The sequence below is a fragment of the Aminipila terrae genome (assembly GCF_010120715.1).
Lineage (GTDB): Bacteria > Bacillota > Clostridia > Peptostreptococcales > Anaerovoracaceae > Aminipila > Aminipila terrae.
Window position 1 is genome coordinate 3,012,457 of the sequence record NZ_CP047591.1, and the last position, 13,116, is coordinate 3,025,572.

The following is a 13,116-nucleotide window of genomic DNA, read 5'->3' on the forward strand; positions in this document are numbered from 1 at the left end:
TATTAAAAAATAAAATTTAAATGGTACAGTAAAAAAGATACTACTTTATAGTAGTATCTTTTTTGAATCTATATATTTCCAAATGGAATAACGACTTTTACCTAAATGTTTTGATTCATAAAGGGCTACATCTGCTCTTTTAAATAAATCTTTAAATTCCAATGTTTCATTTTCATTGATGGCTATTCCAATGCTGACAGATGCATTTTGAAGTGAAGTGGTACCGCTTATCTTAGCTTTAAACTGATTTATTATAGTCTGGGCATATTCTTCTATAATATTACGATCTGAAATATCCAGAAGTATAACCAGAAATTCATCCCCTCCTAAACGAAAGATATTATTTCCTGGGAAAAGCTCTAAGAGAATACTTGAAAAGGCAATAAGAATTTGATCTCCTTCTGCGTGTCCATACTGGTCATTAATGGTTTTAAAATTATCAAAATCTATAAGTATTAACGTGGTCTGATGTTGGAAGGTATGCTGTGTCAAAAAGTTGGCTAACCCACGCCGGTTATTTAATTTGGTAAGATAGTCTGTATTTGCAGCCTGTATCAGTTTGTTTTCATAGTTATCTTCAAAAGTAACGTCAATATGCAGAAAAAGGTAGCCTGAAACTTCACCGAATATATCAATTAATTTTTCTTTTTGTATCCGGAAGATTTTGTTGTCACCATGTAAGAATAGCCCTCTTTTTGTCTTATGAAGACTCCAGTTTTTTCCTCCAGCTATGGATCCATATTTCTGCTGGAAAGAAGATATAGTTTCTCCAATTAAATCAGATTTTTTAAGGGAAAATATATCTAAGTATCTGTTGTTGACATTGAGAATGTTACGGTTTTTATCTGTAATAAGCATGGCAAAAGGCATATTCTGGATCAGAATATCCAGCTCCATCTGGATATTTTTTAAAGCAGTAACATCACGAGCTATACCAACCGTTCCAATGGCAGTACCTGAGTTATTCAAAATAGGTGATTTATACGTTTTAAACTGACGCATTTCATTTTTGCATTTCACTTTCTCGTCAAAAAGAAACGTTTTTTTCTCCCTTAAGACGATTTCATCTGTTTCCATGCATACATACTCGCCTTTTTCATATTCTTCAGGTTCGAGACCCCAGATATAATAATGCCCCCGGCCAGTTATGTCTTCTTTGGTTTTTCCCACTGTATCGCAAAAACTCTGGTTTACTTTTAAGTGAGAACCTCTGACATCTTTAAACCAGATTAAGTCAGGAACACTGTCGATAAGGGTATCCAGATAATTCTGTGTCAGTTGAAAATCCTTAGTCAGCTTTAACTGCTTTTGCAAACGGGTGAAATTGAACCGGATTAAGCCGTCACTCAGAGGCTTTGGCCATAACTCATAAATCAGGTTGTAATCCTTGCTGCCCAATGATGCTATATCCTGATTTTCTGTACACACTATAAGCAGGGCATTGCTTTTTTCAGTGAATATAATTGTTGTAAATATTTGGCTGGACAAGGAAGGTCAAGTATAATAATGTCACTGTCCTCAAAATCAGATTCTGATATTTCGTTACGCTGGTGAAGAGCATGTTCAAACCGATTCAAAGGAGAAATATCATTTATTACATTAAATATTAAGTCATTATTACTATAAATAGTTATCTTTAAGGAACACTTATACATAAAAATCAGCCCCTCACTTTTAAAGTGTATCTTGTTAATGGGTTAAATTTATTTGATGATTATTATACCATATTTTCCGAAATATTTGGACAATAATTATACAGATTGAAGTAAATATTTCAATGTGATAGACTATAACAGCCAAATAATTACAAAAAAACAGGAATTTTTATGAATTTAGACAAAGCAATGTAAGGAGAGCACATGACGATAGAAGAGATTTTTAAGCAGCATGATTTAGAAGAAAAGATAAAAAATACCATTGAAGGAGTCAGCAAAAAGCCGGGACGTTTTAATGAAATGCTGGACATTCAGTTTGTAGAATATAATAGTCAGGAGAGAAGTGTAATATTTGAGCTTCCAGTGAATGAATGGGAACTGAATCCTGTTGATGTTCTTCATGGAGGCATTACCGCTGCCATGATGGACTTATCTTTAGGACTTTTTGCCAATACGATTGGCTGGTTGCTGGGGGGAGTTTTTTCTCCCACAGTAAATCTGAACGTAAATTATTTACTGCCAGTTTCTTTGAAAGACAAGGTTCTGGTAAAAGCTCAGCTGGTATCTTCAGGTCGTTCGCTGCTTACCGTGAACGGGCAGGCTATGATAAAGGAAAGCGGACAGATAGTAGCTACAGCTTCCGGAACTTATAAAGTTATACGAAAATAAGATTTTGTGATATACTAAGAATATATAGATCTTTAAATGATAAAACTAATCATATATGGGAGGGATATAGTATGTTAGAGCAGATTAAAAATGAAGCAAAGGCTGCGGCAGAACAGTTGTGTGAAGGTGCAAAACTGCACAAAGGGTCAATTGTAGTAGTGGGCTGTTCTTCAAGTGAAGTTGAAGGCTGCAAAATAGGAAGCAACTCAAATCCGGAAGTTGCAAAGGCTATTTTTAATGGTATATATGAGGTTTTAAATCCTAAGGGAATATATTTGGCGGCCCAGTGCTGTGAGCATTTAAACAGAGCGATTATCATTGAACGGGAAATTGCAAATGAGGATGCTATGGTAAATGTTATACCACAGCCAAAAGCCGGAGGGTCCTTTGCAACTGCTGCATATATGGGCTTTAAAGATCCTGTGGCTGTAGAAGAAATTAAAGCGGATGCAGGCTTGGATATAGGTGGTACTCTTATTGGTATGCATCTGAAAAAGGTTGCAGTACCTCTTCGGATAGAAACAAAACATATTGGAAATGCTATCGTTCTTGCAGCAAGGACCAGACGTAAGTTTGTGGGCGGACAAAGAGCAATATACGACGAAAATCTCATGTAGTTTTACAAAAAGATAGAAGGCAGTTTTATAGCTGCCTTTTTTTATGATAAAAATTCTAACTGGTACTATTAAAAAGAATAAAACTGGTACTTTCGTACATGACAATTACGCTGTATAATTGGGATAATTATTATCTTAGTTTAAAAATTCAGGAGGAGAAAATTTATGGATACAAAGTATGTGATGATTATTCAGTGTGATATTGCGAGACAGAGATGCAGTGGATTTGCCTGTACAAACGGGTTTTATAACCGAGATGATGTTTTTAAGGATTATGATGATCAGGTAAAATATATTGCTTTAACCTGTGGGGGATGCTGTGGAGCAAGTCTGGCTTCTAAATTAGAGCATTTTTCAAACAAGCTGGCAAAAAAAACGGATGTAACAAAGAACGAAGTCGCCGTACATTTGTCTTCCTGCATGGTAACGGATAACTACCACCATGATCGATGTCCTCATGTAGATTACATTAAAGCATTAGTGGAAAAGAAAGGGTATAAAAGAATTGTAGAAGGTACATACATCAGTAAAGTATCAGAAAAGAAAAGAGAAAAAGGCGAGTATAAACGATATTAGGAAGTGTCAGAGTGATTGTAATTAAAAGTAATGTAAAAGAACCTATTTATTTACAGATCTATGATTATTTCAAATCACAGATAGTAAAGGGAGAACTTGTAGAAGGAAACAAAATTCCATCTACAAGAAATCTGGCGGAATCTCTGGGAATCAGCAGGAATACAGTAGAAGCCGCCTATCAGCAGCTCTGTGCGGAAGGTTTTTTAGCAGGGAAAGCCGGCAGTGGATATGTAGTGCTGCCTTTTGATGTAAACATTTATAATGATGTGTCCCGCAAACGGATAATACCAGATAACAATCCAGAAAAAAAGACTAATGAAGGACACAAAGAGAACAGCATAAAATATCAATTTCAGTATGGAAAATTAAATATTAAGGATTTTCCAATGCAGGCATGGAAAAGGGCTGTAAATGAAGCTCTAAGTTCCTGTGATATTGAATGCCTTGGGGCATATAATGATAAATTTGGCGAAAAAGGGCTACGGGTGGAAATTATGAAATATCTGCTTTATTCACGTGGAGTCCGGTGTCAGCCTGAGCAGATTATCCTGACAGCCGGCACTCTGTCAGCTTTAAGCATCATTTGTCAGCTGTATATGAATCAATGCAATGAAATAGCTTTGGAAGAGCCTTGCTATAACAGTGCCAGAGAGGCATTTAAAAATCATGGAATGAAAACAATACCAATTCCCATTGAGGAAGATGGTATCAGTTTAACAGGCCTGGCAAACTGCAATGCAAAGCTGGTCTATACCACTCCTTCTCATCAATTCCCCACAGGTAAAGTCATGGGAATTAATAAGAGGGTTAATTTAATTAAATGGGCTGATGAAAATGATGCATATTTAATTGAAGATGACTATGATAGTGAGCTCAGGTATAACAGCAGACCCATACCCTCCATGCAGTCACTGGACCGTAAGGGACATGTGATTTATATTAATACTTTTTCCAAGGCATTTGCCCCCGGGCTTAGAATGAGTTTTATAGTTTTGCCAGACACTCTGCTTGAAAAATATAAAAGGAATTTTTCAAGATACAATTGCCAGGTTTCATGGACGGAGCAGAAAGCCATGCAGTTTTTTATGCAGGAGGGAAACTGGAACAGACATTTAAGAAAAATCTGCACAACGAACAAAAGAAAGCATGATATACTGATGAGTGCTCTTCATGAGTATATGAATGACCGGGTAATCATTCACGGGAACAATGCAGGATTGCACATTTTACTTGAGGTGAACAATGGCATGAATGAGCAGGAATTGATAAACAGAGCAGGAGAAACAGGAGTACAAGTATATCCGGTTTCTGTTTATTGGGAAAACCCAGAGCATTATAAGAATAATATGGTGTTAGTTGGTTATAGCAGTCTTACTGTGGAAGAAATTGAAGATGGAGTACGGCTTCTTCAGTCCGTCTGGTTTTGAACCTATATGAGTAAATATTATTGATAAAATAAAAAGCTAATGGTGATTAAACACATTAGCTTTTTATTTTTAGTGTAACTATCTGCCATGGTTTTGTTCAAAAGAAGAACATTCCGTCCCAGTATAACCGTAACTGATGCAAACAGAATCTGCAGAACACTTTTCATTCTGGTTATAGATACATCTTTGAGCATCACAATCAATACTTAATGAATGGTTAGGAGAGTCATACTGGACCCCACTGATCATTTGATTTTGTGTCCTTTCTGCAAATGACTGGCATGCAGTGTCAGAACTGACATGAGCAGTTTCTCCGTTTACATGAATAGAAGGTCTGCAGCATTGCCCCTTGCTATTGTAAGAACATGGATTAACTTTACATTGTAGTGCAGGCATAATCTTTACCACCTTTCTTTTTCTATTATTGTATTCAGGCTCGGCCAAACTATTCAGAAAAGCCATTAAATCCTTTTAAAAATTTCTTTGCTTTATTTTGGAAAAATGTAGTAAATTGGAGAATAATGTAATATAATTATAAATATTCAGAAAATTGGACGCTGCGGATGTTGTTTTTATAATCAAAGTACACATTATAATCATAGAGGATAGTTGGAGATGAATTTATGAATTGGATTAAAAAGAGCATTATAAGAATAATAGGCATAACAATTTTGTTATTTATATTTGTACTTTTTTTATTTACTTTAGTTTTTTAGATATACAGTTAAAAAGTTATTTTGAAGAACAAAGTAAAGCACAATTAGTTAAGGATTCCCAGAATATCTCGGATGAAATTGAGATGTTTCTGCAAAAATACATTGTAATCGTTGATCAGGCTAAAAACAATCCCGACTTTATAAATATTGCAAAGACGGTAAAAGATCGAAATAAAAAGAGGGAAAATCCTTTATATAATCAGGTCACAAAAGAACTTAAAAATATATCAGATATGGATAAAAATATTGCGCTATCTTATATTGCCTTACCTGATACGGACGATTTAATTACAAATGACTACAATTTTGACATAACATCAGATTATGACCTGACAAAGAGACAATGGTACATTGATACTCTTGAGGAAGGAAAAACAACCATAACTGCTCCTTATCTGGATGTGGTTTCCGGAAAAATGGCCATAACCGTAGGAGCACCTATAGTAGATAAGGGAAAGGTTTTAGGAACTTTTGCCTTAGACATTATGATAGAAGACATTGATGCAATGATGCGTGACTATAAAATAGGTAAGCACGGATATGCAGTACTCTTATATGATAATGGACATATTATTTATCATCCGGATATTGACACTGTAAATCCTTCAAAGAAAGTTTTTATACAGGATTATCTAGGACATGATTTGTCAAAAAAACTGCTTTCCGGAAAAAAAGGGATTACCAGTTATACATATCAGGGACAAAAAAAGTTTATTGCGTATGTACCAATTGCAAATACGAATCTGATAGTTTTAACTGTTATACCAAAATCCGAGGTATTTCTACAGTTGAATAAATTTTTAAGTAGAAATTTATTTATCTTGATAGGTCTGGTCATTGCAGTAGGATTTATTTTAAATTTTTTTAAAAAATATATATCTTCTCCTGTGGTTAAGATATGTCGAGAAATCGACAATTACAGTCATCATAACAAATCCATAGCATTGCCACCTGAATATCTATTAAGAGAAGATGAAATAGGGATTTTATCTAACGGTTTAACTTATATGATTGAGAAAATTTCAAATTATCTTTGTGAAATAGAATCAAAAAACCAAGAGCTATTAGATGCAAAGGAAGAAATAAGTATAGAGAGATCATTATTTAAAACCACCATTCATTCTTTGGGAGATGGAGTGATTTCAACAGATGAATGCGGCAGGATTAGCATTATGAACAAAGTGGCTGAAGATCTTACAGGATGGACAGTGCAGGAGGCAAAAGGGCAGGATTTTAAAAAAGTATTTTACATAATAAATGAATTGTCCGGCGAACAGAGTGAATGCCCCGTTACACGGGCACTTAAAGAGGGACATGTCATTCAACTGGCAGACCATACAATTTTAATTAAAAGAAATGGTGAAAAAATAGCCATTGAAGACAGTGCTGCTCCAATAATGGACGAAACCGGCAATATAACAGGAGCCGTTATTGTTTTCAGAGATTTTACAGAAAAAAAGCAAAAACAGGAACAAATTCTGTATTTAAGTTATCATGATCACTTGACAGGGCTATATAATAGAAGATTCTTTGAGAAAGAGCTGTATCGCTTGGATCAGGAAAAAAATATGCCTTTCTCTATTGCCATGATTGATGTGAATGGCCTTAAATTAACCAACGATGCCTTTGGGCACTCGGTGGGAGATGAACTTTTAAAAAGAGTTGCCAAAGTTTTAACAGCAGAATGCAATGAGGATAATATCATCGCCAGAATCGGTGGAGACGAGTTTATTATTCTGCTTCCACATACTTCTCATGAAGAGGCAGAAAAGCAGGTTAAACGAATCTACAAAGCCACAGCAAAAGAAAGAGTTAAAGATATTGTTATTTCTATTTCTATTGGATTTGATACAAAATTGTGTATGGGGACCGGCATAGAAAATACAATAATTAAGGCAGAAGAACAAATGTATATGAAAAAGATTACTGAAAGCCAGAGTATGCGCAATAAAACCATTCAGGCAATATTCAATACATTAAATGAAAAAAATGAAAGAGAAAGAATTCATTCAGAAAAAGTCAGTAAAATCAGCAGAGAAATCGGAGAGATAATGAACCTGGATGAAGATACTGTAAATGAGCTGGAAACATCAGGCTTAATGCATGATATCGGAAAAATAATCATTTCAGAAGATATTTTAAATAAACCGGGAAAACTTACGGAATCAGAATACCGGGAAATAAAAAGACACTCTGAATGTGGATATCAGATTTTAAGATCTGTAGATGCTTATTCCCCACTGGCAGAGAATGTGCTTTATCACCATGAACGATGGGATGGAAAAGGGTATCCAAGAGGTCTGAGAGGCAGGGATATCCCGTTACTGGCACGTATTATTACTATAGCTGACGCTTATGAAGCTATGACAGCCAAAAGGCCATATAAGAAACCGCTTACAGTTGAAGCTGCGGTAAATGAATTGGTTAAAAATTCAGGGACACAGTTTGATCCACAGATTGTAGAGCTGTTTGTAAAAAAAATTTTGGGATACAGAGAACTATTTACTAAGAGAAAATAATTAATAATTATAATGAAATTTTTTATAAATAATGTGAAATATCCATAAAAATGAATATTTCACATTATTTTTTTACCAAAAGGTCTGTTAACATGCTTCAGAAAAAGAAAATATAGACCTTGAGATTATATAAAGCTTATAGTATGATGAAAAATAAATTGCAGAAATTAATTTTTACAGGAAGCTGGGGGATTTTTATGAATAAAGAGGGCCAGTCCGTAATCTCCATTAAAGATTTAAAAATGAGTTTTGGGGATAAAGAGGTTTTGAGAGGGATTAATTTAGAGGTAGAAAGTGGACAGATTATTGGCTATATTGGGCCAAATGGAGCGGGAAAAAGTACTACCGTAAAAATCCTGTTAGGTATGCTGGAAGGGTATCAGGGTCAGGTGAAGGTATTTGACAATGACATATCTTCAAAAAGTATTGAGTATAAGAAAAGAATCGGGTATGTTCCTGAAACTGCAGAGATGTATGACACGCTTACTGCCCAGGAATATCTCACTTTTATAGGAGAAATATACGGTTTGGATTATGAGGTGGTTAATAAGAAGGCAGAGAGATTGATGTCCCTGTTTGGTATTGGGGATGTGTATCATTCCAGAATTACTTCTTTTTCCAAAGGAATGAAGCAAAAAGTACTAATTATCGCAAGTCTGCTTCATAACCCGGATATTTTGTTTTTTGATGAACCATTAAGTGGTCTGGATGCGAACAGTGTAATGATTTTTAAAGAAATCATTTCTGAACTGGCAGCTCAGGGAAAAACTATCTTTTATTCATCTCATATTATGGAAGTGGTAGAAAAAATCAGTCATCGGATTATTCTTATTAATGGAGGACAGATTGTAGCGGATGGTACATTTGGGGAACTACAGAAAAAAAGTAATGAAGGCTCCCTTGAAAATATATTTAATCAATTAACGGGATTTAATCAGTATAAGGAAATTGCGTCTGATTTTATATCTGTATTAGAAGAGGGATAATATGAAAGAATTTACAGTTTTAAAACTTTTAGATAAAATACATTTGATTTTTAAGTCACTTGGAATTGATTATACAGTCATGCGAAAAATTTTGCAGATTAAATTTGTTATGGATGAAAGGAGAACCCCTACTATATTAATGGATGGAAAAAACAGGGAGAATAAGAATTCTTTTAAAACATCCCTGGGTATGTATATATTCATGGGGTTTTTATTGGACTATTTATGATTCCATCGTTTCCTATGTTCTTTAAAATGAATGTTGTTATTGGTATGATTATGTTTCTTGTTATGACAACCATGATTTCAGATTTTTCTGCTGTTCTTCTTGATGTTAAAGAAAAAAATATACTGCTTCCAAGACCTGTAGATGGAAAAACACTGAATGCTGCTAAACTAATTCATATTGTAGTATATCTTTTCTGTATAACCATAGCAATAGCGGGAGGCGCACTTATTGTAGGACTTATTCGGTATGGTATTTTATTTTTTCTTATGTTTTTAATTGAAATGGTCCTGATTTGCAGCTTTTTAATTTTAGTCACTTCCATTTTCTATTACGCAGTTATTTCAATATTTGACGGAGAAAAACTGAAAGACATTATTAATTATTTTCAGATAGCCTTAACGGTATTTATGACTTTAATGTATCAATTTACGGGACGGATATTTTCTTTTTCAAATATGAATATCAGCACTTCACTACATTTTTGGAATTTTTTATTACCTTCATCCTGGTTTGCAGCTCCATTTATGCTTATAACCAATAAGTTTGATAAAAATTATCTGGTTTTAAGTCTCATAGGCATTATTGTTCCTATTATAACCATTACTTTATATGTTAAAGTGGTTGCTACGCAATTTGAAAGTAACCTTCAGAAAATGAACAGTGCTGGCAGTTCTCAGTGTAAAAGTAGTAAGAAAGACAACTTTCAAAGAGTTCTTGCAAATGTTTTTTGCCATCATCCTCTTGAAAGAGTTTTTTTTAGATTTACACTCCAAATGCTGGATAATGAGCGGAAGTTGAAGTTAAGGATATATCCAAGTCTGGCTTTTGCAGTGATATTTCCCTTTATTTTCTTTTTTAATCTCTTTAGTGGAGAACAGTCATTTTCAGAGACACTTGCAGAGATTGCCAATGGAAAATACTATATTTATTTGTATTTATCTGTTGCATTTCTGGCATCATTATTTCCCATGATCAGTTTAAGCGAGAATTATAAAGGAGCCTGGATATATAAAGCCCTGCCAGTTGATGATCCTGTTATCGTTTTAAAAGGTGCATTTAAAGCATTTTTGCTTAAATATATAGTATCTGTCTTTTTACTTATAAGTTTAATATTTATGTTTGTGTTTGGGTTAAAAGTATTACCCGGACTGTTTTTAATCTTTTTAAATTTATTGATTGTCATGCTGGTACTTTTTCGTTTCTCTAAGAGAGAATTACCGTTTTATAAAGACTTTCAGTATGCACAGAATGGAACCAATGTAAATAAAGTCTTATCTGCATTCGGTTTATGTGCATTATTGGCAGGAATCCATTATGTAGCATTAATTATATCTTTCGGATTGATGATAAATATAGCTTTATCATCACTGTTTATTATTTTTCTGTGGCATCGCAGCTTTAGGTTTTCATGGGAAGACATGGAAAGAAACATATAAACAGAATGAGAGCAACTCCAATGTTGAAAGTACCATTTGATGGTACTTTTTCTATTTATAATTGATTGATTTGACTAATTTTGAAAAAACTAACTTTTGTTTGCTAAACTAATTTATTTTGTATCAATTTATAGAAAGAGAACATAACATAATCTAAAAGATTAAAAGTTGGAGGGTTTAAATGAGTAGCTATTACATAAAAACTAAAGATGGGTTGTTTTATGTTTTAAATGAATTCAAGGTGCCTTTAAATTTTATTAAAACAAGTTCCATGGTACCAGGTGATAATTCTATATATATAGGACAATTCATTAAAGTATTGCAAGAGACTCCGAGTCAGTTACCGGAGGTACCAGATCAATTAAACGCAATTAAGACAAATACGGATGATATGATTAAAAATTTAAATGCAGGGGATTGGGTAAAGGCTGCTAACAATTTATATGAAATCAAAACGAATATGAACGAAGAGCTTGTCCGTTCTTTACAAGATGCATTGGTTCCTGCTGACTTAATTACTAACCTGAATCTTGCAGTTAGTAACATTAACCGTTCTATAATGCAAAGGAATAAAGAAGCAATCAATTATGCAAATCAGATGAATCAATATATTACAGAAATACTTGGATATTTTAATACGCAAAATACATCTCAGACACCAGGTCAGACTCCGGCACCTAGAACCCCACAGACACCAAGTCAGACTCCGGCACCTAGAACCCCACAGACACCAAGTCAGACTCCGGCACCTAGAACCCCACAGACACCAAGTCAGACTCCGGCACCTAGAACACCGCAGACACCAGGTCAGACTCCGACCCCAGGGACACCACAGACACCAGGTCAGACTCCGGCACCTAGAACACCACAGACACCGACGCAGACCCCAATGCCTAGGTCGCCACAAACACCGACGCAGAATCCAATGCCAGGAACGCCGCAGACACCGATACAGAATCCAATGCCTAGGTCGCCACAGACACCGACACAGAATCCGATGCCAGGAACCCCACAGACACCGACACAGAATCCAATGCCTAGGACACCACAGACACCAACACAGAATCCGATGCCAGGAACCCCACAGACACCGACGCAGAATCCAATGCCTAGGTCGCCACAAACACCAATGCAGTCTCTTAGTACTAAAAACTCTCAATCTGTGTCTGTAGACCCTATTTTTGGTGTATATGATCCAAGATATTACAGATATAAATAAAGTCACAATACTTAAATGTTGGTTTTGTACTTAAAAGTACAGGTTTTGAAGTGCACCCTAAGTGTCAGATAAAAGAGCTGACATATAGAGGTGCATTTTTATTTATAGCAATGCAAATGCATTTTAGTTGCAGTTTAAGAAGGCTCACGATATAATTCCTATAGAGGTGGCATAAATGTTTAAAATTGGTGAGTTTTCTAAGTTGACGCAAGTATCAATCCGAATGTTAAGGTATTACGATGAAATGGGTTTATTAAAACCTGCTGCAGTTGATAAATTTACAAATTACAGATTATATGGGACGGAGCAAATTCCTGTGCTTAACAAGATTATATTCTTACGGGATTTGGACTTTAATGTTTCACAAATTGCGGAAGTCCTTAATCATTGGGACAATCAGTTTGTCTCAAATCAGTTAGAAAGCAAGCAGCTGGAAATTGAGAGTATGATTAAAGATGGACAGGCAAAGATAGATAAAATTCAAATGGCAAAAAAGGATATAGAACAAGAGAAAATCACTATTCACTATAATGTCTCCATTAAATCGGTTCCAAGTTATGAAGTATTTTCTTTAAGACGTATTGTTCCTGATTATTATGCTGAGGGGCAGCTATGGAAAGAAATGTCGGATTTTGCTGCTGGAAATCATGTTTCTATTTCAAGCAACACCTTTACCATATATCATGATGGCGATTATAGAGAAAAGGATGTTGATATTGAAATATGTGCACCAGTGAACCAAATGGGGGAGAATACCAATGGCTTTGTGTATCGCAGGACAGAACCTGTACCAATAATGGCTTGCACAATGGTATATGGAAGCTTCGAGAATATAGCGGATGCATACCTGGCCTTTGCAAACTGGCTACAGGAGCATAGACAGTATAAAATGACAGGGCAGAACAGACAAATTGTTCATCGGGGTCCGTGGAATGAGGAAATACCGGATAAGTATCTCACAGAAATCCAAATTCCATTGAAGAAAAAATAATTTGCAGCGCTTTGCAATTTTTTTGTAAGGCGTTTTTTTATATTGACTCTCACATGGTGTGAGAACCTACACTGGA

General features: G+C 35.0%; 12 protein-coding genes. 10 read left to right on the plus strand and 2 right to left on the minus strand.

The window, feature by feature from the left end; translation table 11 throughout:
• Window positions 1-45: 45 nt before the first annotated feature.
• Window positions 46-1,428 carry a sensor domain-containing diguanylate cyclase gene (locus Ami3637_RS14490; protein ID WP_162363177.1) on the minus strand — a complete coding sequence of 461 codons (1,383 nt, stop codon included), beginning with the start codon at window positions 1,426-1,428 and terminating at the stop codon, window positions 46-48.
• A 431-nt stretch (window positions 1,429-1,859) separates the two neighbouring features.
• Between Ami3637_RS14490 and Ami3637_RS14495 the strand changes: the two genes are divergently transcribed.
• The 4 genes from Ami3637_RS14495 (at window position 1,860) to pdxR (ending at window position 4,944) form a co-directional block, all read left to right on the plus strand.
• On the plus strand, window positions 1,860-2,324 hold the full coding sequence (locus tag Ami3637_RS14495; protein WP_162363178.1) for a PaaI family thioesterase: 465 nt from the start codon (window positions 1,860-1,862) through the stop codon (window positions 2,322-2,324).
• A gap of 71 nt (window positions 2,325-2,395) precedes the next feature.
• The gene (locus tag Ami3637_RS14500) at window positions 2,396-2,941 is read left to right on the plus strand and encodes a TIGR01440 family protein (RefSeq protein WP_162363179.1); all 546 of its coding nucleotides are present in this window, start codon (window positions 2,396-2,398) and stop codon (window positions 2,939-2,941) included.
• Between the two features lie 165 nt (window positions 2,942-3,106).
• Window positions 3,107-3,517 carry a CGGC domain-containing protein gene (locus Ami3637_RS14505; protein WP_162363180.1) on the plus strand — a complete coding sequence of 137 codons (411 nt, stop codon included), beginning with the start codon at window positions 3,107-3,109 and terminating at the stop codon, window positions 3,515-3,517.
• 11 nt (window positions 3,518-3,528) lie between these two features.
• The gene (pdxR, locus tag Ami3637_RS14510) at window positions 3,529-4,944 is read left to right on the plus strand and encodes a MocR-like pyridoxine biosynthesis transcription factor PdxR (RefSeq protein ID WP_162363181.1); all 1,416 of its coding nucleotides are present in this window, start codon (window positions 3,529-3,531) and stop codon (window positions 4,942-4,944) included.
• A gap of 78 nt (window positions 4,945-5,022) precedes the next feature.
• On the opposite strand, the gene Ami3637_RS14515 is transcribed toward pdxR, so the two are convergent.
• Window positions 5,023-5,340, minus strand: coding sequence for a DUF1540 domain-containing protein (locus tag Ami3637_RS14515; protein ID WP_162363182.1), 318 nt, complete (start codon window positions 5,338-5,340; stop codon window positions 5,023-5,025).
• Between the two features lie 322 nt (window positions 5,341-5,662).
• Here Ami3637_RS14515 and Ami3637_RS14520 point away from each other — a divergent pair, with 322 nt between their 5' ends.
• The 6 genes from Ami3637_RS14520 (at window position 5,663) to Ami3637_RS14545 (ending at window position 13,040) form a co-directional block, all read left to right on the plus strand.
• Window positions 5,663-8,179, plus strand: a complete 2,517-nt coding sequence (locus tag Ami3637_RS14520) for an HD domain-containing phosphohydrolase (protein WP_330586941.1) — start codon at window positions 5,663-5,665, stop codon at window positions 8,177-8,179.
• 197 nt (window positions 8,180-8,376) lie between these two features.
• Entirely contained in the window at window positions 8,377-9,165 is a 789-nt protein-coding gene (locus Ami3637_RS14525; RefSeq protein WP_162363184.1) for an ABC transporter ATP-binding protein, read from the plus strand.
• 1 nt (window position 9,166) lies between these two features.
• Entirely contained in the window at window positions 9,167-9,394 is a 228-nt protein-coding gene (locus tag Ami3637_RS14530; protein ID WP_162363185.1) for a hypothetical protein, read from the plus strand.
• Window positions 9,391-10,830, plus strand: a complete 1,440-nt coding sequence (locus tag Ami3637_RS14535; RefSeq protein ID WP_162363186.1) for an ABC transporter permease — start codon at window positions 9,391-9,393, stop codon at window positions 10,828-10,830. The genes Ami3637_RS14530 and Ami3637_RS14535 overlap by 4 nt, the downstream gene beginning before the upstream one ends.
• A 181-nt stretch (window positions 10,831-11,011) precedes the next feature.
• Complete coding sequence (locus Ami3637_RS14540) at window positions 11,012-12,049, plus strand: hypothetical protein (RefSeq protein WP_162363187.1); 1,038 nt, start codon at window positions 11,012-11,014, stop codon at window positions 12,047-12,049.
• 175 nt (window positions 12,050-12,224) lie between these two features.
• The gene (locus Ami3637_RS14545) at window positions 12,225-13,040 is read left to right on the plus strand and encodes a MerR family transcriptional regulator (protein WP_162363188.1); all 816 of its coding nucleotides are present in this window, start codon (window positions 12,225-12,227) and stop codon (window positions 13,038-13,040) included.
• Window positions 13,041-13,116 lie beyond the last annotated feature (76 nt).

Excerpts from the sequence above, each read along its gene's own strand:
- Ami3637_RS14495 (WP_162363178.1), top strand. The coding sequence starts at position 1,860 with ATGACGATAGAAGAGATTTTTAAGCAGCATGATTTAGAAGAAAAGATA.
- Ami3637_RS14500 (WP_162363179.1), top strand. The coding sequence starts at position 2,396 with ATGTTAGAGCAGATTAAAAATGAAGCAAAGGCTGCGGCAGAACAGTTG.
- Ami3637_RS14505 (WP_162363180.1), top strand. The coding sequence starts at position 3,107 with ATGGATACAAAGTATGTGATGATTATTCAGTGTGATATTGCGAGACAG.
- Ami3637_RS14515 (WP_162363182.1), bottom strand. The coding sequence starts at position 5,340 with ATGCCTGCACTACAATGTAAAGTTAATCCATGTTCTTACAATAGCAAG.
- Ami3637_RS14525 (WP_162363184.1), top strand. The coding sequence starts at position 8,377 with ATGAATAAAGAGGGCCAGTCCGTAATCTCCATTAAAGATTTAAAAATG.
- Ami3637_RS14530 (WP_162363185.1), top strand. The coding sequence starts at position 9,167 with ATGAAAGAATTTACAGTTTTAAAACTTTTAGATAAAATACATTTGATT.
- Ami3637_RS14535 (WP_162363186.1), top strand. The coding sequence starts at position 9,391 with ATGATTCCATCGTTTCCTATGTTCTTTAAAATGAATGTTGTTATTGGT.
- Ami3637_RS14540 (WP_162363187.1), top strand. The coding sequence starts at position 11,012 with ATGAGTAGCTATTACATAAAAACTAAAGATGGGTTGTTTTATGTTTTA.
- Ami3637_RS14545 (WP_162363188.1), top strand. The coding sequence starts at position 12,225 with ATGTTTAAAATTGGTGAGTTTTCTAAGTTGACGCAAGTATCAATCCGA.